This is a genomic window from Corynebacterium glucuronolyticum DSM 44120 (assembly GCF_030440595.1).
In the GTDB taxonomy this organism is placed as follows: domain Bacteria; phylum Actinomycetota; class Actinomycetes; order Mycobacteriales; family Mycobacteriaceae; genus Corynebacterium; species Corynebacterium glucuronolyticum.
In genome coordinates, this window is the sequence record NZ_CP047452.1 from 993,897 (window position 1) to 1,013,882 (window position 19,986).

Below are 19,986 nucleotides of genomic sequence, written 5' to 3' on the forward strand. Positions count from 1 at the left end.
AATTGCGCTGGCAATTGGGGTGTGGCACGCGTGACGATGAACTCTAGACGTGTGTAGCGGCGAGGACGTTAGCTCCCATAGGGTGAGAAATCGACCAGTTAGGTTCGAGAACCGGGCCCAGGGGACGCGGAGACGAAGAATCACCGAATTGCACCAGCGTCTCCGGGGTAATCGTTAAGCCCGGCGCGATCGTGCAGTTATCGCCGATGGAGACACCAATGATTGTGGTGTTTTCTCCGACGCGACAGTTGCGACCGACATACATGAGGGGGCGTACGCCGTTCACTGCCGGTGAGAGCGCGGATGAGCCAAGCGCCATGATGCTGCCCTCGCCAATCGTCACCCCTGAGGTGAGGCGCCCCTCGATGCGATCCGGCCCGTATGTGCCGGCGTTGAAGGAAACGAATCCCTCGCGCAAAACGAGCGTTCCTTCCGTGAGGTAGGCGCCAAGGCGGACACGCTCGGCCTCGGCGATCTGCACGCCCGAAGGAACAACGTAATCCAGCATGCGCGGGATCTTCTCTACGCCGTAAACGTGGATGAGACCACGGGCGCGGAGCGTCGTACGCACGAATTCGAAGTTATCGGGCAGGCACGGACCTTTATTTGTCCACACAGCAAGCGCGAGGGCATCGATGAGCCCCTCCATGCTGATGGATCCGGGAACGACGAGGCGGTGCGAAAGAAGATGCAAACGAAGGTACGCATCGTGGGCATCAACGACCGGCTTGCTCAGATCTGCGATACACGTTTCGACGGCGACCTGTTCGACCATCCGATCCTGGTCGATATAGACAAGATTGAGCAGCCGCGGGGAAAGATCGCTTGCCCCGAGGCGCCGCGTTTCGGAGCGCTTGGGCTGCGCCAGTTGTGGCTGCGGGTACCACGTGTCGAGGACTGTCCCATCTGCTGCGATGTTAGCGATCCCTACGGCTCGTGCCCCTTGAATTGTCATGGGTTCTAGCTTATCTGACGAGGCTTGAGGCGCTTGCAATCGGTCCACATCTGAGGCTGCGGTAACATTACGGCATGAATACCGCCCTCGATCTCACTGACCCTGTGTTGCTTACCCAACAGCTCGTCGACATTCCCAGCGAATCGCGATCAGAAAAGGCCATCGCCGATGCCGTGGAGGAGGCGCTGCGTGGTCTGGGCTTAGAGACGGTGCGGATAGCCAACACCGTCGGTGCGCGGACAAAGCGTGGCCTTGGGCGCAGAGTCATCCTCGCCGGCCACCTGGATACTGTTCCCGCCGCCGGGAATATCCCCGCCATCGTGGAAGACGGAGTCATCCACGGGTTGGGAAGCGTGGACATGAAATCAGGCGATGCCGTTTTCCTCCACGCACTTGCTCTCCTTGCAGATTCCGATGAGCTCACCGCGGACATTACCGCTATCTTCTACGAGTGCGAGGAAATTGCCGCCCAGTACTCGGGGCTGCAGAAGTTTATCGATGCTTACCCGGGCTGGATGGACGCTGACTTTGCCATTCTCGGGGAACCTACCGGTGGATACGTGGAGGCCGGCTGTCAGGGGACCATCAGGATGAAGCTCACTGCCCGGGGTACGCGCGCTCACTCGGCGCGGGCGTGGCTGGGGGAGAATGCGTTGCACAAGTTGGGGCCGATCCTTACTCGTATCGCGGCGGATGAACCGCGCGAGGTGGACATCGATGGGTGCACCTACCGGGAGGGATTTAACGCCACTGTCGCGGAAGCTGGTGTTGCGAAAAACACCATTCCCGACGAGGCCGTCATGTTCGTTAACTTCCGGTATGCCCCGGATCGAACCGTCGAGGAAGCGAAGGCGCACATGTGTACCGTCATTGGCGGTGGCGACCCCGATCATGCCGAAGACCTCGTGGACATTGAATATGATGATGTGTCTCCTGCTGCCGCCCCCGGACTTTCCCATCCGGTAGCTGCAGATTTTGTCCGGCTTGCGGGAAAGGTCCGCGCCAAATACGGCTGGACGGATGTCGCGCGACTTGCCACCCTGGGAATCCCCTCGGTTAACTGCGGGCCAGGAGATCCATCGTTGTGCCACAAGCCGGAAGAGCAGTGCCCTGTTAGTCAGATTACGGAGGTCTCCGAGCTCATCACGGCTTTTCTCACATCGCAAGACAGCGCACAGTAAAATCGCTCGGCTCGCCACCGGCGGGCTGGACGGTCGACGCATGCTGGCGTCGCACATCGGCGTTTGCGCGTAACGCATCGTGTGTCGTTCTGACAGTCTCGCCCCGTGCTGGCACCGTGACCTTTCGCTGACCTTTCACTGCCCTTTCGCTTGCGTCTCACAAGAATTGCAGCTTTCGGAAGGCTAGCCCGTTTGTACAAACCCTGCAGGCAAGCCGGGTTCGCGTTACTATGAACGTTCCATATTAGAAAGAAAGTGATATTTCATGGCTCCAACTCGTACCCCGTCCTCAGATAAGCAGGCCCGGTTTCTTCGTGGTCCGGTTCTTATGCGCCATGGCGGGACGCAGAGTTCAACCACGGATCAGCGCCTCCTCGATACTCAACACTCCACCGACTGGTTGCACGAAGACCCGTGGCGTGTACTGAGAATTCAGAGTGAATTTGTCGACGGTTTCGGGGCACTTGCTGAAATCCCAGAGGCGGTCACGGTATTCGGGTCTGCCCGAGTGGAGGAGGGGCACCCCTATTACGAGCTTGGCGTGGAACTAGGGCGCAAGCTAGCTGAGGCCGGATACGCCGTCATCACCGGCGGTGGTCCTGGCCTCATGGAGGCCCCCAACCGCGGTGCGTGCGAGGCTGATGGACTATCTATCGGACTCGGCATTGAGCTCCCTCACGAGCAGCATCTCAACGACTGGGTAGACCTCGGGCTGAACTTCCGCTACTTCTTTGTGCGTAAGACCATGTTCCTCAAGTACTCTGAGGCCTTCGTCTGCTTGCCTGGTGGTTTTGGCACGATGGATGAGCTGTGTGAAGTCCTGTGCATGGTGCAAACCGGCAAGATGACCAACTACCCGATTGTGATGCTGGGGACAGAGTACTGGGCTGGTCTCGTAGACTGGATGAAGAACAAGCTCGTCGCAGAAGGAATGATAAACAAGGACGATCTCGACCTGTTTATCACGACCGATTCCGTTGACGATGCCGTCCAACACATTGTGAAACAGCATAAGAAGAGGAAGAACGCGAAGAAAGCATGAACGGCTCTCTAATTATGTGGGCAGTGGTAGTCCTCATTCTTGCCCTTGTCATCGCAGCATTCGGATATATCTTTTACCGCGTTTTCGGCACGGGAGAGCCACTGCCGCCCGTTGAGCACCGTGATGTCATCGCGAATAATGAGAAAGCTATCGCCGAGGGGCGGTTGCAGGATATTCGGTTTGAACTCGCGCCACGTGGGTATCGGCAGGACCAAGTCGATGCGGCGCTGATGGCTATCTACAAAAGTGGGGAACAGGACAATTCGACATCTCGGGTGACCGGAATCCCCACAGGAAGCGAGCCAGACCCTGCGGTGCAGGGGCGTATCTAGCTGCGAAAACGTGGAATCGTGGACATGGAACCTGCCCTGAACGTCTAAAATTTGGGTAGAATTGCAAAGTATAGCGTGACTGAGCTGTAGTCACGAACTTTGGAGAAGGAGTTTTCTACACCATGGCAGCGATGAAACCTCGGACTGGTAATGGTCCTATGGAAGCGGTGGAAGAGGGGCGCAAGATCGTGATGCGCATCCCCACCGACGGAGGCGGTCGGCTCGTCATTGAGCTGAATAAGGAAGAGGCAGGCGAACTAGGCAGCCTGTTGACCGATGTGGCTGAGGCGTAACGCGCTGCGGCCATACGGATTTCGCTTCGCGGCTAAACCGCGACGATTCCTTCCCCCGGACGAGTGTGACTACTGTCCGGGGATTTTTGTTTTAACTAGGAAATCTACAAATGTAGAACAATAGGTAGATTACGTGACCAGGTCTGTACTACCATTTTTGTAAAGAAAAACGCACTGCTGTCGAAGTAGAAACGAGCGCGCACACACATGCTGAGTGATGTCATCCATTTACTGCAGGATCCCAGCGAGAGCTCTCATGGGGTAACTCTGCGGGGCAACGAGGATTGGACCGCCCTCATTTCCGAACATGGGCGGGAATACCCGATTAGTGAAGAGGGGTACGTCATCCTCTCAGACGGGGAACTCCCCGCTGGAGATGACGAAAAGATGGTGGAAGCGCGAGATATCTTCCTGGCCAACGGCCACTTTGCGCCGTTCGTGGAGGCCGTCACACGCTCGGTAGGCGAGGCCGTGAATGATGCTGATATTCCGGTTACCCAAGAAGTCGCCCTCTGTGAGGTGGGTGCCGGCACCGGGTATTACCTTTCCCACACCCTGGATAGCGTTGACCAATCCGTCGGTGTTGCCATCGATGTATCCCTGCCTGCGGCGGAAAAGCTTGCTCAATGTCATCCGCGTGTAGGCGCCGTAGTTGCCGATGCGCTGCGCACCCTGCCACTCCTCAACGAATCCGTTGATGTTATCTCTGCCATTTTTGCGCCACGTAATCCTGCTGAATTCGCCCGTGTCCTTAAGGACGGAGGAGAGCTCGTGGTTCTTACTTCCCATGAAGGGCATCTTGGCGAGCTGCGTGCGCCGTTGGAAATTCCGGATGTTCGCCCGCACAAGGTCGAGGAGATTATCGATCAAGTGGCAGAGTTCTTCGAGGCCATCGATGCTCCCCAACTTGTGGAGTTCCCGATGACGCTGGATCACGATTCGATCCTCGCTCAGATCGCGATGAGCCCGTCTGCGCAGGTGATCGATCAGGATGAACTCGCTCGCAGAGCCAGTCGCCTACCAGACACCATGACTGTCACCGCTCGCTCCACGATCACTCGATTGCAGAAGAAGTAAAAGCGCCCAGATTGTCCAAAGTGTTAGACGAACCACCAATAGAGGGCTTCGGAAACAGGGAAGCCACACATAGCTGATGCACATGGACAATTATTAGAATGCCGTACGTCGCACAAGCGCGAACGTACGGCATCTTTTGTCTTTCCTGCAAAGAGAGTGCGGTGGATAGTTTTTGACGTAAGTCCGGTTTTCCCTGTTCCCAGGCGTGCCGTGAGAGGCGTACCCGGCATCGTCGGACTAGTCTGCGACCACCTGTTCCAGGACGGCACCACCAGTTGTGCGGACTGTAAAACGATAGAAGTCATGGTCGAAATACACACGTGAGGAGAGCGTAGCGGCACCACCATCGGCGAAAACCTCGACCGTGGAACCGTCGACAAGAATCGACATAGATTGGGTGTCGCTGCATGTAACGGGAGCCTCTGCCATCTCATCTTCTGGGAAGAAGCTGCTCTCGGAGCGATCGAGGAATACGGCATCCTTTGTATGAGAGATGGTCGCGTAAATGTTGTCGTCGTGATCGACGAGTGCGACGGAAATTTCCCCCTCTCCCACACTGAACAAACCACTCCACAGAGAGGCGCGCTCCGTCTTTTCAATTTCCGATGTAAGACCTGGGTACGGTGTCTGAAACAGATGACCGTCTTGGAGCGTGACCAGTCGCGGCGCGGACAGACAATTCACCCAATCTTCGGAGCTAAACGAGGGATCGGTATCCAAATCATGGAGAGCGCCGCCACCGTCCATAAGTCCGAAAATGATTGCTCCCTCAAGAGATGTCGTGTCAGTAACATCAAAGTTGGTTGTACGTGGGCGGGAGAAGTCATGACCGTAGTCGATGCGGGTGAACGGTGTTTCGACCTCAAAAGTTGCTCCATGCAAGTGACCGACAAGGTAACCACAGATGTCGATTTCACCGAATTGGACGGTGACAAGAAGCACGTCGTGGTAATCGCCTGTGAACTCGTCAGCGAGCACAATGATACGGGGGCTTACAAGCTGCGGGATTCCCTCGAGACCCGATTTACCGGAGAATTCCAGATCACCAATGAGACTCCAATTAGCAGTGTCGAGCGACTCGAGGATCACAGGTCGTGGATCATCCTCCGGTCCACTAACCGCGAGCATGAGCCATCCGGCTCCCCGCCCGATGACACATGGAGAGCGGAAATTCGACCCCCCTTCACCGTCTCCGACAACGCAGCCCTTGCGTTGTGCTGTCCCATCCACGATGTCCGCGCGGTGAACTTCCGTCTTCGTGCCGAAGACGGAAGTGAAAAAGAGCTTTACCTGGCCGGCATCACTAATAACGGAACCGGCCCACAAGTCCGTTTCGTTTTCCGTCGGGGCAAGGATATCTTGCTGCTCTGACCAATGAAAGGGCGAGAAGTGGGGGGAGGTGACGTGCCCCCAGTGGCCGTGTCCGTCAGCCTGGGGTTCGTACTGGTACATGATGTGCCACGTGCCGTCCTTGAGGAGCGACCCCGCCGGTGCCTCTAACACGCCTGCGGGGGCGGTGATGTGCAGTTCTGGGCGGTGAGTGACCATGTTTACTTTCCTATCTGTGTGGACAAAAGTTTTTCTTCACCCTGCGGAATAGGCTGCACTGTTCGTGCACAAAGCCGTGTCCCTTGCAGCGAGCTGCAGGCATCCGGCTCAGGATTACCTCCGAGAGTACCCGGAAACTGCAACCACGTGCTGTTTCGCCTGGCCATAGAGTGGTAGGCCGCGCTTCCTAACCGTTTTCAAAACCAAAAGATTCGTTCTGTCTAGAGACAAAAGCAGCTTTTGCACGTGACTTGTGGTCTCACGCGTCAGTGGACATGCGCTTCCGCGAGTGCGTGTACCCAAAACGGACACCGACAAGGGGTGCGCGCATAGGGGGAGCCACCCAACGCAGTACAACGCGAACCTCCACCATGAGAATTCGTTGGCTCATAGCGTGTGTCATGCGCCGGCAAATCATCTAGTCGGGATCTTCCACCCCGCGGCTAATACAACTCGAAGAGACTGAAAGTCTAGAGAAACTGGAAAAGACGGGAATATGAATGCGCCGGGTCGGGGAGGAGCAGAGTGAGGGAGCCGTGTGAAATACAAAAAGGGCGTGACGGAAAAGCGTCACGCCCTTTGGCTCTTGGCCGTTGGAAAAAGTGCCTACATGAGAGACTTGTACACGTCGATCGTCTGCTGAGCGATAGTAGCCCAGGAGAAGTCCTCGACGGCGCGGGTGCGTCCGCGCTCTCCGAATGCCTTAGCGGCCTCACGGTCTGAGACCATCTTGTTCACGGCTGCTGCGATGTCGCGTTCGAAAGCTTCCGTGTCATTCTCGTCGTAGTGGACGAGGGAACCGGTCGTGCCGTCGACAACAACCTCGGGGATGCCTCCCACGTCAGAAGCCACCACCGCTGCGCCACAGGCCATGGCCTCGAGGTTGACGATTCCGAGCGGCTCGTAGATAGACGGGCAGACGAACGTATCGGCTGCCGTCAAAATTTCTTGGATCTTCGGCTTCGGGAGGAATTCCTGCACCCAGAAGATGCCGTCGCGCTGTTCTTGCAGATCCTTGACCAAGCGTTCCGTTTCGGCTGCAATTTCGGGGGTATCCGGCGCGCCCGCGCAGAGAACGAGCTGAACGCCGTCGTCGAAGTGGCTGGCTGCCTTGACAAGGTGGCCGACACCCTTCTGGCGCGTGATGCGGCCGACGAATGCAGCGATCGGACGGGTGGGGTCGACTCCGAGTTCCTTGAGGATGGAGTTCTCCGCTTCATCGAAAGTGGGGCGTGGCTGCCACAACTCGGTATCGATACCGTTGAGAACGATGCGAACCTTGTCCGGATCGATGTTGGGGTATGCATCAAGGATGGAATCCTTCATCTTCGCGGACACAGCGATGACAGCGTCTGCGTTTTCCATCGCATTCTTCTCGCTCCAAGAGGAGACGTCGTAGCCGCCGCCGAGCTGTTCACGCTTCCACGGGCGGTGTGGTTCGAGGGAGTGGGCAGTGGCTACGTGGGGGATTCCGTAGAGCTTTCCCGTGAGGTGTCCGCCGAGACCGGCGTACCACGTGTGCGAATGCACAACGTCAAGATTGTCAGCTGCGTTAGCCATCCGCAGGCCGGTGGACAGGGTCTTAATGGCGGAGTTGGCATTCTCCAGCTCCGGGTCCACGCCGTGGGCGTAGACATTTGCTTCGTCGCGGGGAGCGCCCATGCAGTGCACGTCGACATCGACGCAGTCGATTTCGCGCATGAAACGGGTTAGCTCCGTCACATGTACGCCGGCGCCTCCGTAGACTTCTGGCGGGTACTCTCTTGTCATCATTCCTACTCGCATACCAACTAATCTAGCTGGAATATATTTATTCTGCAGGTCTTCTTGCTCCTGATGCGCACGGACATGCACAGACACGTACCCATCGCCGTATACCCGCAGACGCGCAGACATGTACCCACCGACGCGTACCCACAGATGCGCAGACATGTACCTACCGACGTGTACGTGCGGTTGTACGTGCGTGCGGTTGCACGTATGTGCGTGGGGGAGCGACCGCGGGGATTGCAACGAGGAGCGCGCGCACGGACAGGGTGCGTTAGCGCCAACTCTGCAGATGAGTGGGGGCATGGGTAACCGTGCAGATGGATGAATTCTCGGTGGGAGGAGCCTGCACATAGTTTTGGATCGGTAATTAATTTTGAAGATACCACCATTAGGGGGTGGTTCCTTGGGGCGGGTGTAAGACCTGTTCCTCCAGGAGAATCGCTGGTACATGCCTCTTTTTTGAGAAGCATCGGTGGTGGAGATCACTTTCCGAGACAAAAGTCGCGTTCCGCTATAAATTGGAGGTATGAGAAACCAACCGTCCGTTCTTTCCATTGTCCTGGCAGGCGGCGAGGGGAAGCGGCTCTTTCCCCTTACAGCTGACCGCGCAAAGCCCGCCGTTCCTTTCGGCGGTAGCTACCGACTCATCGACTTCGTGTTGAGCAACCTGGTTAACGCCGGTTACCTCAAAATCTGCGTGCTTACGCAGTACAAGTCTCACTCCCTTGACCGCCATATCTCTCAGGCCTGGCAGGTTTCCGGACTGACCGGAAATTACATTGCCCCAGTACCCGCACAGCAACGCCTGGGGCAGCGCTGGTTCAACGGTTCAGCCGACGCGATCCTTCAGTCTCTTAACCTGATCTACGATGAGAACCCTGAGTACGTCATCGTCTTCGGCGCAGATCACGTTTACCGCATGGATCCAGCTCAGATGGTGGAGGAGCACATCAAATCGGGCAAAGCGGCAACGGTTGCTGGTATCCGCGTTCCGCGGCAGGAGGCGACAGCGTTCGGCTGTATCCAGTCCAACGATGACGGAACCATCACGGAGTTCCTGGAGAAGCCGGCGGATCCTCCGAGCACCCCGGACGATCCGAACGTGACCTTCGCGTCGATGGGCAACTACGTGTTCACCACCGACAAGCTCATTGAGGCTCTGCAGGCTGACGCGGAGGACGAAAATTCCTCCCACGATATGGGTGGAAACATCATTCCGCACTTCGTCGAACAGGGTGAAGCCCACGTCTACGATTTCTCTGAAAACGAGGTTCCTGGCTCGACGGAAAGGGACAAGGGTTACTGGCGCGATGTCGGTACGATCGATGCGTTCTACGACGCGCATATGGATCTCATCAGCGTCAATCCGGTGTTCAACTTGTACAACCAGAAGTGGCCGATCCATTCGACGGATGACGGCAACTTGCCACCGGCGAAGTTCGTCCAGGGAGGTATTGCTCAGTCTTCGATGGTTGCCAACGGGTCCATCATTTCTGGTGCAACGGTTCGTAACTCGGTGGTGTCCACCAACGTCATCGTCGAAGAAGGTGCAACCGTTGAAGGTGCAGTCCTGATGCCTGGCGTCCGCATCGGTCGTGGCGCTGTTGTGCGACATGCCATCCTGGATAAGAACGTCGTGGTCTCTGACGGCGAGTTTATCGGTGTTGACAACGACCGGGACGCGGAGCGGTTTAACGTCTCCGCCAACGGCGTTGTCGTGGTGGGGAAGAACCACGTGGTCTAGACCCTCATTCATGTGCACGAAAAATCCCCGGTTTTTTCCGGGGATTTTTCCTTTCTTTAGAGCAGCTCTTCGGTTGCCTTTAGCTCCCGCACGTCCCCTTTGTTGGGGGCTTTCCGACGTCCTTTCGTCATGTGAGATGCCAGAAGCGATCCCCAAGGAATCGGGGAGTCTATTTCTTGAACGCGATTATCGCACCGGCCCCGAGCGGGAGGCGGGTAATGAGAGCGTCCTCGAAGCTGCGAAGCTTCTCATCAGCCTCCCGGGCGCTGACAAATTCCCGATCTGTACGTGTCTCGTCGCCGAGGAGTCCGTCGAATAGCGCATCGAGGAGAACGAGCACGCCGCCAGACTGCAGAAGCGGCCAGGCTTCATCAATGAATGTTGGGAGGTCAAGAGCGGGCACATCGCCAACGACGATGCGGTAAGAGTCCGGCGCCAGACGTCCCATGACCTCTAGTGGACGGGAGGGGAGGAAACGATAGTGACTGTGGCCGGCGGCACGGAACACATCCTTTGCCTGGTTCTGATGCTCATGCTCGGGGTCGATAAAAGTGAGGTGCCCATCGGGTCCGAGACCGTCAAATAAGTAAAGTCCGACGATTCCTGCGGCAGGAGTAGCCGCGACACCGCTGCGGTTGGAGTCCGTTGCTACGAGCGCCGCGAGGAGCGAGAGAAGCTGGCCGGAGGATATATCTGGGGCGGACAGTCCGAACTCCCGGGCGTCGTTTCGTGCTCGGACATGGAAGTCGTCGTCGACCGTCGTCTGTTCGATGTAGCGTACTAGTTCCTCAGTCACGGACATCAGTCTAGTGGCTTTGCTGGGCTTTGGGGCAGGCCACACGCATCGTGTCCGATTCAACACCGAAGGGGGATGAACGTGGGGGTAAACACAAGAATAATTTCGTTGAAACTCACAGCGGAAATCAATATCATGTTAGGCTCATTTTCATCACCGTATGTTTGGATTAAAGCTATGAAGAACGCGACTTCCTCGTTTTCCCTCTCCGGAGCGATTGGTTTCGGTTCCCGCCGGAAGGATAAAAGCAATGGGAAGCCCACCGACCAGCCCCCCCGCACGGAGGAAGGACCAGTGGCTGACGAGCTCACCGGTACAAGCGCATTTGACGCGGGTACCGGCGAGATGCCGTCCTGGGCGGATCTCGTCGCCGAACATGCAGACGGAGTTTACCGGCTTGCGTATCGCCTCTCTGGCAACAAACAGGATGCTGAAGATTTGACGCAGGAGACATTCATGAGAGTGTTCCGGTCGCTGAAAAGCTACAAGCCTGGTGCATTCAAGGGATGGCTGCACCGAATTACCACTAACCTCTTCCTTGATATGGTTCGTCACCGTTCGGCTATTCGGATGGAAGCGCTGAATGAAACGGCTTACGACCGGTACCCGGGATCAGACCCGACACCAGATGAGGCATACATTAACTCGAACCTGGATCCGACATTGGAACGAGCTCTCTTTAACCTGAGTCCTGATTATCGTGTCGCCGTCGTGCTCTGTGACATGGAGGGACTGAGCTACGAGGAGATCGCTGAAACTTTGGGCGTAAAGATGGGAACCGTGCGATCTCGGATCCACCGTGGAAGAAAACAGTTGAGGGAGTACATTCTCGCTGCTGCCGAGGAATCGGATGCAGCGAAAGCTCTCGTTCCCCAGCACTAGCAACGCGCTCACGCCGTTCCCGCTCATTTGGGTATAGAGTGGGGTCAGAAGGCTAAGGTCATACCTGTGGAAGTGACAGGGTAGCTGCGCGCCAGCCACGTGTGTGCCAATGTCGCATCTGGTTTCAGGTTCGGTGAGATGAAGGAGAGGAGGCTCCCACGGTGCAGCATCGTTCAGCCCCCGAGAACGACCACGCAGGCGGAGTTCCGGATTCTCATGTGACCTCTGCCCAACATGCAGAGGGTTCATCCCGTCAGTCTGCTCCTAGAGAATCCTCCGTCACGAGGACGAGAAAATTCTTAGAGAGAGTCGATTCTCTGATTCGGAATGACATTCGTGAGCGCACGAGTCGAGACAAGAGCGAGGAGTCGACTCCAACGTTTGAAACGTTGCGTGCCCGTCGCGTTAACCGTCTTCCCCGGTCAGTATCGCCCAAAAAGCTCCAAGAAGCGATCTCCACGATGTTGCGGGAAGAAGTCGCTGATAGAGACGAAACCTTCTCTTCCGTTGAGCACCTCTCAGCAGAGGCTGTTGCAGGGTACGTAGATGGTGAGCTCACTCTCAAGGCACAGAAGCGCGCACGAGCGCACCTTCTGCACTGCTCCATATGCCGCAAGGAGGTGCGTGAGCAGAGGGAAGCATCGCTAACTTTGAAGCAGGAGACGAGAAACGACATTCATGTTCCTTCGTCGCTTGTTGCCAAGCTAGCCAGTATGAATCCTGATACGTGCGAGGAGGGGCCCGCAGCTGGCGATATCCTCCGGTCGGACACGCTTTTTGGTCGCCTTACCTCCATTTACTGGGCGGCGCGTAGGACATATAAAGATCGCACCGACTAAGTTCCGAAGTACGGAGAAAACAAGTAGAGTGTAATTCGTGTTTAACGATGTTGGATGGGTGGAGATTCTTATTATCTTCATCGTCGCGGTGTTTCTCATCGGCCCGGAAAAGATTCCGAAAGCTGTGGAGGATATCAAGGCAGCTATCCTGGCGGCACGTAACGCTATCAACCGCACGAAGATGAGCCTGAGCGACGACCTGGGCCCGGAGTTTGACGAATTCCGTAAACCTCTCGGCGAGCTTGCAAAACTGAGGGCAATGGGGCCCAAAGCTGCACTGACGAAGACTCTTTTTGATGGCGATGACACGTACCTCGATGCGTTAGATCCGAAAAAGTTTTGGAACGACACTGACCCGGCATCGGTTAATCGTGCGTCCGCACCAACACGTATTCCCGATGCTGCTTCCCCATCCACCCCAGGAACACAAGGTGAAGCATCCTCCACGGAGTCGCCGACAGCGTCGACAAGCAAAAAACCGAGTGACAATGATCAGACCGGGAGCACCCGGATAGGTCGAGAGGGGCCAGCTGGTACGGGAACCGTCGACTACAGTGACGTTCTCTAGATACCGACTCCCCGAGCGCGCGTGCGCCTAGAAGCGCTCGTGACATCCATGGGTACCAGGTGAGGCCAGGTAATCAGGATAAAAATACGGGAGACCACCGGATAACGAACCGGGGTCTCCCGTTTTCACTGTGTCGATCCGTCCAGCAATGGACACAGGACAAGCGTATCTACTTGTGAGCGATACCGAGTCCGAGGGTCTTGCCCAGGAGCGAGTCCTTGCGCTTGACAAGCTTTTCGGCAATCGAATTGAGAGCCTTACCAGCGGGGGAATCAGGCTGAGAAATGGCCACCGGCACGCCGGCATCGCCTCCCGTGCGCAGGGTAGGATCCAGCGGAATGGAACCGAGCAGCGGGATACGTGCACCGGTGATCTGTGTCAGCCGGTCGGCCACTGTCTGCCCACCACCTGAACCAAAGATCTCTATTGTTGTTCCGTCCGGCATGATCATCGCAGACATGTTTTCAATGACACCCGCGATCTTCTGTTTCGTCTGTTGGCTGATTGATCCGGCTCGCTCAGCGACCTCCGCCGCCGCAGCCTGCGGTGTGGTGACAATCAGGAGCTCCGCGCCGGGGATGAGCTGTGCTACTGAGATCGCAACATCACCCGTTCCGGGAGGGAGATCTAGGAGGAGCACATCGAGGTCGCCCCAGAAAACATCAGTTAGGAACTGTTGGATAGCTCGGTGAAGCATGGGGCCACGCCAAATGACGGGGGAGTTGCCCTTGACAAAGTGACCGATAGAGATGATCTTCACACCGTGACAAATCGGTGGCATGATCATGTCGTCGACCTGGTGTGGACCGTTGGTGTCTCCCATCATCTGGGGAATTGAGTGACCGTAGATATCAGCATCGAGAACGCCGACATTCAAGCCACGCTTAGCTAGTGCCGTCGCCACGTTGACGGTAACGCTCGACTTACCTACGCCGCCTTTTCCAGAGGCGACAGCCAACACCCGAGTGGTGGAATCCGGTTGAGAAAACGGGATGACCGGCTCGTGTCCCCGCAGCTTGATGCGCAGTTCTCGTCGCTGGTCATCTGTCATCGGTTCAGTATCCACAAAGGCGTTTTCTACGCCAGGGATTTTCTCGATAGCCTCGACGGAATTGGAGACAAGCGTCCCTTTCAGGGGGCACCCAGCGATAGTGAGGAGGATAGTTGCATGGACGTCGGCACCGTCGATACGAACAGACTTGACCATGTCGAGCTCAGTGAGGGAGCGATCGAGCTCAGGATCGACAACGTGAGATAGTGCCTGAAGCACGTCATTTTCAGTGATAGCAGCCATAAAATGCCTTAGTAATTTCACTTCCTAGATAGTGGCGCCCGGTGCGGAAAGTACGCTTTGCCCTTGCACAATTGGATCACACGGCGATTCCTCACCACGTGGGGCGCTCTACGTCTCTGTTATGTCAGGCCTATTGTACGTAATGGTTGTGACGTATCCACAAACGGCGTGCCACGGTGCAACGCGGTCTACCGCGTAGGGGAATTGGGGGTGGAATTGTCCTGTGTCGGGGAGTCATCCTTTCGCCGGGGTAGAGCAAGATCACCCTGAGTAGGATCGGTGAGGAGGGAAGAAAGCTCCGAACGGCGTGCAGCCGATTCGTCATCAATTTTTGCTTCCAAGCGCTCAAGCACGGCTTGCAAGTCCTCTAATTGGTCGCGCAGATAATCGCGCGTTACTGTTTCGCCCACGGCCAAACGAAGGCTCGCCAGTTCGCGGGCCAGGTATTCCGTGTCTGCCTTCGTTTGTTGTGCACGTCGCCGATCCTCTTGCAAGCTGTGGCGATCCCGGACTTCCTGGCGGTTCTGGGCCAGCAAAATGAGCGGCGCGGAGTATGCGGCCTGCGTAGAAAAAGCGAGATTGAGGAGGATAAATGGGTAAGGATCCCAGGCGAATGCAAGGCCGGTGATATTCAGCAGGATCCATGTGACGACGATGATCGTTTGCCACACAAGGTACTCGCCTGTTCCAAAGAACCGTGCAACTTTTTCCGCGACGGCGCCGACGGCATCGGCATCCATGCGGAACCACCTCTTGCGCCGACCGGCAACCGGGGTATCTAGGTCACCGCGGGACAGGTCATCGCTGTTGAGATCAGCCACGATCCGAGCCTCCCTTCTGTGGATGTTGTGCAGACTTTGAGTTTAGAATTTCGCGTGCGCGTTCAGTAATCAGCTTGCCCACTTGCGGCTTTGTCGTCTGCGCGGCCTCAGGGCGGATACCTCCCTCGCGCCAATCCTCGGGGAGCATATGATCGAGGAGGTCGTCCACGGCGACAGCACCGAGGAGGTGCCCCGCCTCATCGAGCACGGGACCACACACGAGGTTATAAAGAGCAAAGTAGCGTGCCGCAGTTTCCTGAGAATCGTTCGCGTACAGCGGTGGCAGGTCGGGGTCAAGAATTCCGGCGACGAGGGCCCCTGGTGCCTCGCGTAGCAGCTTTTGGAGGTGTACGCAGCCGAGGTACGTGCCTGTCGGGGTAGCTGTAGGAGGGCGGACGACGAACAACAAAGAGGACAGACTCGTTGCGAGGTCGGGGTTACGTGCCATTGCCAGTGCTTCCGCCACACTCGTTTGCGGGGTGACAATAAGTGGCTCCGGGGTCATGAGAGCACCCACCGTGTCGGGGGAGAACGTCATGAGTCGGCGAACCGGAGCGGACTCCGACGGATCCATGAGCTCGAGGAGGACATCAGCGGTGTTGTCATCCAGCTCGGCGAGGAGATCAGCAGCATCGTCTGGATCCATTTCTTCCAACACATCGGCTGCGCGTTCCAGATCCAGCGCCTCGATGAGCTCCGCCTGATGGTCCTCGGACAGCTCCTGAAGGATGTCCGCGAGTCGTTCATCGTTGAGTGCATCTGCGACATCCCGCTGTTCCTCAGCAGGTAGATCGCTGAATACCTGGGCGGCATCTGCAGGGCGCAGGTCATCGAGTTCGGCGATGTGCTCCGCCGTTTCATCTCGGGGGCCGACACCGCTGGCAGAGACACCGTGAACGTACATCCAAGGGACAGTTGTCAGCGTGGGGCGGCGGCCGAATTTCGGGCGTTTAGAAAACACGGCGACAGAGGACACAATCCAGTCCCTTGTGCGGGTGCGTTCGAGTTCTACATCTGCAATTTCCACGGGTTTTCCGTGGAGGTGGGGGTAGTCCGGATCATCGACTGACACCTTTGAACCGATGAGATCGTCCCACACAGTGATCTCTCCGGCCCGGGACTTGTAAGCACGGATGGAAACGGATCCGGTGACCAGGATAATGTCCTGGGGAGTGATCTCTCCGATCCGAAGCATCGGCACGAAGATTCGCCGTTTGTTAACCATTTCCACGACCAACCCAAGAGCCCGGGAATCTTGGCCGTCGGGGCGAATCATAAGGACAACGTCGCGGACGCGGCCGATGCTATCCGCGTCGGGATCTCGAACGACCATGCCAGACAGCCTGCCAGCATAAACCCGGGTAGAAGAAGTCATGGTGATCAGTCTACGGCTACCGGGAAAGAAACGAAAAGTAAAACTAAAACGCAGACCGTAACTGACCATACCGAGCAGTTGTATCGGTGCGTGATGGAGGTGTTTTTAAAGGACAAGCGAGATCTGTGCAGCCATCGCACGTATCTTTGCTCATGACAACGAAGGCGGACAAGGTAGCTGGCCGGGAGCCGGCCGGGAGCCGGTATGAAGGCCGGAGCCGCAGTTGGATCCAGCTGGTACGTTTGGCACCTGCTAGCACCGGCTGTCAGTGGTCGGTGGGAAGCAGCGTGTGCCCACGGTATGCCTCAAGTACACGCATGGGGAGTAAGAAAATCATGCTCCTCCCATTCCGACGGCAAGCACGCGGAGTCGCACTGCGGTGACGCGTGGAGGAAGGGACCAGTGGAAAATTCCGCGTTTAATACATCGAGCGATAACGCACGGAGTTCGCTCGGTGCCCAGATTGAGCGGAACAAAAAGTTCGATACATGTGTTTCGCTAAGTAAAGCTATTTCTACGTAAAGCTGAAAGGAATTTTCTGATGCCCGGATCTCAACGAACCATCGCCCCAATGCCACCGACGGGGTGGCCAGTTGGCAGTTTCAAGACCTATGCTGAAGCCCAAGCAGCGGTAGACATGCTGTCGGACAAGGATTTCCCAGTACAAGCACTCACCATCGTCGGTGTCGACCTGATGCAGGTGGAAAATGTTCATGGAAAGCTCACGTGGGGCAAGGTGCTCGGCACCGGTGCGGCTTCTGGCGCATGGATGGGTTTGTTTTTCGGTCTCCTGATGGGAATGTTCTCGGCGACGTTCCTGGCACCACTGGTATCAGGTCTCGTGATCGGTGCGATCTTCGGTGCGGTCTTTGCTGCCATTGCCTATGGAGCGTCGAATGGCAAGCGTGACTTCACATCGACGACATCCATCGTCGCTACCCGTTACGATGTGCTGTGCAGTGAAAAGGATGCTCCCCAGGCTCGCGACCTCATCGCTTCGGCGTACGGAAAGGTCCGTCCACGGACAACAGCAGGGAAGCTGCCAGAAGAGAATCAACCTCAGGTAGCGCACGACAATGAAACTGCGCACCAACAGAGCACGGATTCTGATGCTTCTCGAGACGACATCGAAGGAACAGTCCTGGATCCTGTGGCCAAGGAGCACGCGACGGCTACGGATGCGCTGAAGAATGGTGCACCTGGTAACGAAACCGGCGACGGATCGGTAGCTTCCGACTGACCCAGTAACGCTGACATCCGTGCGCGGATGCGCACAGCGAAAGCCGTGTCCTTTTCCACAGGTAGGGACACGGCTTTCGTGATTCGTGTGCAGCGGCAGATTGATTTTCGGACTTATGCTTTTCGGGGCTTAGTTTCCGCCAGCCAGCTGCTCTTCTACAACCACTTATTCTTTCGCAGATAAATGTAGACGATGATGATCGTCAAGAGCATGACGATGAGAACTGCAGGATATCCGTACGTGAAGTGCAGCTCGGGCATGACATCGAAGTTCATTCCATAGATGCCGGCGATTGCGGTGGGGATAGCCAAGAGGCCAAACACAGCCGAAATCTTACGCATATCGGAGTTTTGCTGGATCTGGACCTTCGCCACGGCGGCGTTAATGAGAGAACTGAGGCGCTCGTCGTACGACGAGGTGAGATCCATCGCAACCAGTTCGTGGTCCATCACATCACGGTAATAGGAACGCAGCTCCTCTGGGAGAAGGTCTTTCTGCCGATAGATAAGGGACTTCAACGCAGGAGCCAGGGGGTCGATGGCATGACGCATCTCAAGAATCTCTCGTTTGAGAGTGTAAATATCCTCGATATCAAAATCGTTGTTGGGGGTAAACACTGTCTCTTCAAGTTCGTCAACCTCGGTGGATAGCTCATGCGAGATGGAGAGGTACGAATCGACGAGGATATCGGAGACAAGCCAGGATATGTATGCCGGCCCCAATGCATTCAGCTCAGGATCTTCCTCCACCCGCCGGCGGAGGTCTTTAACCACGTTGGCCGCTGCGTGACGGATGGTGATGATGAAATCGGCTCCGATGATCATTTGAATCTCGCCGGTGGAAATGACTTCTCGGGTATCGACTACCTCGTCGATGTCTTGGTATTCGATGCTACGGATGACCATGAACAGCTGATCCTCGTAGCGCTCAACTTTCGGGCGTTGACGAGCGAAAACAGCATCCTCGACGATGAGTTCGTGTACACCGAACGTCTCAGACAACGACACCATCTGCTGTTGATCCGGGGCATTAAGGGATACCCATACGTAGCCCTCCCCGGATGAACGAACTTCTTCCAAGGCTTCTTTGTGGTTAAACCGGCCACGAACAGGATGCCCATTTTTGTACACCGTACACCGTTCGATGGCTCGCTCCACGGGGACATGGATCTTGCTTCCTGGTTCGGTCATGAGGCCTCCCCTTCTAGTCCTAGGTTACTTCGTCCGGATTTTAAGGTACCCGCTCTATTCTTCCAGTGAAACTTAAGTGTATGTCTTTCTGCGCTGTAGGATGGAAAACACGTGACGTGACGAGCGCATGCAGGTGGAATGAAAGGAGTTCAATCCGTGTCTCAGACTTTCTGGAAGCGGCGAATTGCACCTGTCGCCACCGCATTGACAGTGGCGGCTCTTACTGCTTCGTGTGCGCAGGAACCACATTCGCATCGCGATCCGACAGCCGAGGATCCGGTGACCGTGATTGTCGATCAGACCCGCCCCCAGCAGATCATGCTTGGTGGTCTGTACGAGGGCGCGATGAACAATGCGAAGATTCCCGCGCTGTACCAAGTGGAGAGGATGTACAATAATTCCGACCGAGTGCGTCTTCTGTCCGAGCATCGGGCAGACCTGATCTTCGGGTGTACGGGTGAATTACTCACTTCTTTGAACCCAAAGGAAGCGGAACGTCTTTCTCAGGAATACCTTGCAGATAAGGAAGCTGGGAAAGTAGATAAAAATAGCGGCACGTGGCGTGACAAGGTTTACGAAACCATGGTCGCGAACCTACCGGAACACGCGACCGCCGGGAATCCGTCTAGCGCCACAGGTTGCGAAGACGTCAACGACCCGCCTCTTCCACAGAATATTGTTCCCGTTTTCCGATCGTCGATGTTCGACCGCAATGAGCGTCTGCTTCTCAATCGGGTCTCGGGAACGATCGACACCCAGGACGTGGAAAAACTGACCGAAAAGGCCCATGGAGACCTGAACCTATCGGTTGTGGTGCAAGATTACCTTCGCGCACACGACATGTAGCGGAGCTGTCACTTTAACAATTCACGCACTGTGCGTGGAACCGCGCCTGTACGTTGTCATCCGCGGAGCACGAGACGCGTCTCGCTCCTAAGCGGACTACCGTTACCTATTTCGATGCATGAGTTCTACGAGCATATCGTGCGCGTAGAGCACGTCGAGCCCGTAGAGCAGTAGATACAGACGAGAGCGGTTC

General features: G+C 56.4%; 18 protein-coding genes and 1 pseudogene. 11 read left to right on the forward strand and 8 right to left on the reverse strand.

Annotation, left to right across the window (positions count from 1 at the left end; genetic code table 11):
• Positions 1-43: 43 nt before the first annotated feature.
• Positions 44-955, reverse strand: a complete 912-nt coding sequence (locus CGLUCO_RS04695; protein WP_005395906.1) for a DapH/DapD/GlmU-related protein — start codon at positions 953-955, stop codon at positions 44-46.
• A gap of 74 nt (positions 956-1,029) precedes the next feature.
• Here CGLUCO_RS04695 and dapE point away from each other — a divergent pair, with 74 nt between their 5' ends.
• The 5 genes from dapE to CGLUCO_RS04720 all read left to right on the forward strand — a co-directional run bounded on the left by dapE (position 1,030) and on the right by CGLUCO_RS04720 (position 4,880).
• The gene (gene dapE / locus CGLUCO_RS04700) at positions 1,030-2,136 is read left to right on the forward strand and encodes a succinyl-diaminopimelate desuccinylase (RefSeq protein WP_005391938.1); all 1,107 of its coding nucleotides are present in this window, start codon (positions 1,030-1,032) and stop codon (positions 2,134-2,136) included.
• Positions 2,137-2,401: 265 nt separating this feature from the next.
• Positions 2,402-3,178, forward strand: a complete 777-nt coding sequence (locus CGLUCO_RS04705; RefSeq protein WP_034989567.1) for an LOG family protein — start codon at positions 2,402-2,404, stop codon at positions 3,176-3,178.
• Positions 3,175-3,510, forward strand: a complete 336-nt coding sequence (locus CGLUCO_RS04710; protein WP_005391941.1) for a hypothetical protein — start codon at positions 3,175-3,177, stop codon at positions 3,508-3,510. Before CGLUCO_RS04705 ends, CGLUCO_RS04710 begins: the two co-directional genes overlap by 4 nt.
• Before the next feature lie 122 nt (positions 3,511-3,632).
• Positions 3,633-3,803 (forward strand): DUF3117 domain-containing protein, encoded by a 171-nt coding sequence (locus CGLUCO_RS04715; protein ID WP_070739648.1) that lies wholly within the window; start codon positions 3,633-3,635, stop codon positions 3,801-3,803.
• A 207-nt stretch (positions 3,804-4,010) separates the two neighbouring features.
• Positions 4,011-4,880: a methyltransferase domain-containing protein gene (locus CGLUCO_RS04720; protein ID WP_084035858.1), complete on the forward strand. Its 870-nt coding sequence runs from the start codon at positions 4,011-4,013 to the stop codon at positions 4,878-4,880.
• 237 nt (positions 4,881-5,117) lie between these two features.
• Here the strand turns inward: CGLUCO_RS04720 and CGLUCO_RS04725 are convergent, their stop codons facing one another.
• Together CGLUCO_RS04725 and glgA are read right to left on the reverse strand one after the other, a co-directional pair.
• A complete protein-coding gene (locus CGLUCO_RS04725; protein ID WP_084035856.1) occupies positions 5,118-6,428 on the reverse strand; it encodes a glycoside hydrolase family 32 protein in 1,311 nt (436 codons plus the stop codon).
• 606 nt (positions 6,429-7,034) lie between these two features.
• Positions 7,035-8,213 (reverse strand): glycogen synthase, encoded by a 1,179-nt coding sequence (gene glgA, locus CGLUCO_RS04730; RefSeq protein ID WP_084035854.1) that lies wholly within the window; start codon positions 8,211-8,213, stop codon positions 7,035-7,037.
• Between the two features lie 511 nt (positions 8,214-8,724).
• Here glgA and glgC point away from each other — a divergent pair.
• The gene (glgC, locus tag CGLUCO_RS04735) at positions 8,725-9,942 is read left to right on the forward strand and encodes a glucose-1-phosphate adenylyltransferase (RefSeq protein WP_005391951.1); all 1,218 of its coding nucleotides are present in this window, start codon (positions 8,725-8,727) and stop codon (positions 9,940-9,942) included.
• 169 nt (positions 9,943-10,111) lie between these two features.
• Here the strand turns inward: glgC and CGLUCO_RS04740 are convergent, their stop codons facing one another.
• Entirely contained in the window at positions 10,112-10,744 is a 633-nt protein-coding gene (locus CGLUCO_RS04740) for an O-methyltransferase (RefSeq protein WP_005395914.1), read from the reverse strand.
• A gap of 171 nt (positions 10,745-10,915) precedes the next feature.
• Between CGLUCO_RS04740 and sigE the strand changes: the two genes are divergently transcribed.
• The 3 genes from sigE (at position 10,916) to CGLUCO_RS04755 (ending at position 13,027) form a co-directional block, all read left to right on the forward strand.
• A complete protein-coding gene (gene sigE, locus CGLUCO_RS04745) occupies positions 10,916-11,620 on the forward strand; it encodes an RNA polymerase sigma factor SigE (protein WP_005395923.1) in 705 nt (234 codons plus the stop codon).
• 161 nt (positions 11,621-11,781) lie between these two features.
• Positions 11,782-12,459, forward strand: a complete 678-nt coding sequence (locus CGLUCO_RS04750) for an anti-sigma factor family protein (protein WP_232621868.1) — start codon at positions 11,782-11,784, stop codon at positions 12,457-12,459.
• Positions 12,460-12,496: 37 nt separating this feature from the next.
• Complete coding sequence (locus CGLUCO_RS04755) at positions 12,497-13,027, forward strand: twin-arginine translocase TatA/TatE family subunit (RefSeq protein ID WP_005395927.1); 531 nt, start codon at positions 12,497-12,499, stop codon at positions 13,025-13,027.
• A 169-nt stretch (positions 13,028-13,196) separates the two neighbouring features.
• On the opposite strand, the gene CGLUCO_RS04760 is transcribed toward CGLUCO_RS04755, so the two are convergent.
• The 3 genes and pseudogenes from CGLUCO_RS04760 to CGLUCO_RS04770 all read right to left on the reverse strand — a co-directional run.
• Positions 13,197-14,321, reverse strand: coding sequence for an Mrp/NBP35 family ATP-binding protein (locus CGLUCO_RS04760; RefSeq protein ID WP_084035852.1), 1,125 nt, complete (start codon positions 14,319-14,321; stop codon positions 13,197-13,199).
• Positions 14,322-14,509: 188 nt separating this feature from the next.
• On the reverse strand, positions 14,510-15,142 hold the full coding sequence (locus tag CGLUCO_RS04765) for a DUF1003 domain-containing protein (protein WP_005391965.1): 633 nt from the start codon (positions 15,140-15,142) through the stop codon (positions 14,510-14,512).
• A gap of 94 nt (positions 15,143-15,236) precedes the next feature.
• Positions 15,237-16,517: pseudogene (locus CGLUCO_RS04770) on the reverse strand (magnesium transporter MgtE N-terminal domain-containing protein); the annotation flags it as partial.
• Positions 16,518-17,058: 541 nt separating this feature from the next.
• Here CGLUCO_RS04770 and CGLUCO_RS04775 point away from each other — a divergent pair.
• Positions 17,059-17,757: a general stress protein gene (locus CGLUCO_RS04775; RefSeq protein ID WP_231286157.1), complete on the forward strand. Its 699-nt coding sequence runs from the start codon at positions 17,059-17,061 to the stop codon at positions 17,755-17,757.
• Between the two features lie 155 nt (positions 17,758-17,912).
• Here CGLUCO_RS04775 and corA read toward each other — a convergent pair whose 3' ends face one another.
• On the reverse strand, positions 17,913-18,947 hold the full coding sequence (corA, locus tag CGLUCO_RS04780) for a magnesium/cobalt transporter CorA (protein WP_005395933.1): 1,035 nt from the start codon (positions 18,945-18,947) through the stop codon (positions 17,913-17,915).
• A 156-nt stretch (positions 18,948-19,103) separates the two neighbouring features.
• Here corA and CGLUCO_RS04785 point away from each other — a divergent pair, with 156 nt between their 5' ends.
• Positions 19,104-19,793, forward strand: coding sequence for a hypothetical protein (locus tag CGLUCO_RS04785; RefSeq protein WP_231286158.1), 690 nt, complete (start codon positions 19,104-19,106; stop codon positions 19,791-19,793).
• The last annotated feature ends 193 nt before the right edge of the window (positions 19,794-19,986 follow it).

Coding starts and splice junctions, on each gene's coding strand:
- CGLUCO_RS04695 (WP_005395906.1), bottom strand. CDS start 955: ATGACAATTCAAGGGGCACGAGCCGTAGGGATCGCTAACATCGCAGCA.
- dapE (WP_005391938.1), top strand. CDS start 1,030: ATGAATACCGCCCTCGATCTCACTGACCCTGTGTTGCTTACCCAACAG.
- CGLUCO_RS04705 (WP_034989567.1), top strand. CDS start 2,402: ATGGCTCCAACTCGTACCCCGTCCTCAGATAAGCAGGCCCGGTTTCTT.
- CGLUCO_RS04710 (WP_005391941.1), top strand. CDS start 3,175: ATGAACGGCTCTCTAATTATGTGGGCAGTGGTAGTCCTCATTCTTGCC.
- CGLUCO_RS04715 (WP_070739648.1), top strand. CDS start 3,633: ATGGCAGCGATGAAACCTCGGACTGGTAATGGTCCTATGGAAGCGGTG.
- CGLUCO_RS04720 (WP_084035858.1), top strand. CDS start 4,011: ATGCTGAGTGATGTCATCCATTTACTGCAGGATCCCAGCGAGAGCTCT.
- CGLUCO_RS04725 (WP_084035856.1), bottom strand. CDS start 6,428: ATGGTCACTCACCGCCCAGAACTGCACATCACCGCCCCCGCAGGCGTG.
- glgA (WP_084035854.1), bottom strand. CDS start 8,213: ATGCGAGTAGGAATGATGACAAGAGAGTACCCGCCAGAAGTCTACGGA.
- glgC (WP_005391951.1), top strand. CDS start 8,725: ATGAGAAACCAACCGTCCGTTCTTTCCATTGTCCTGGCAGGCGGCGAG.
- CGLUCO_RS04740 (WP_005395914.1), bottom strand. CDS start 10,744: ATGTCCGTGACTGAGGAACTAGTACGCTACATCGAACAGACGACGGTC.
- sigE (WP_005395923.1), top strand. CDS start 10,916: ATGAAGAACGCGACTTCCTCGTTTTCCCTCTCCGGAGCGATTGGTTTC.
- CGLUCO_RS04760 (WP_084035852.1), bottom strand. CDS start 14,321: ATGGCTGCTATCACTGAAAATGACGTGCTTCAGGCACTATCTCACGTT.
- CGLUCO_RS04775 (WP_231286157.1), top strand. CDS start 17,059: ATGCCCGGATCTCAACGAACCATCGCCCCAATGCCACCGACGGGGTGG.
- corA (WP_005395933.1), bottom strand. CDS start 18,947: ATGACCGAACCAGGAAGCAAGATCCATGTCCCCGTGGAGCGAGCCATC.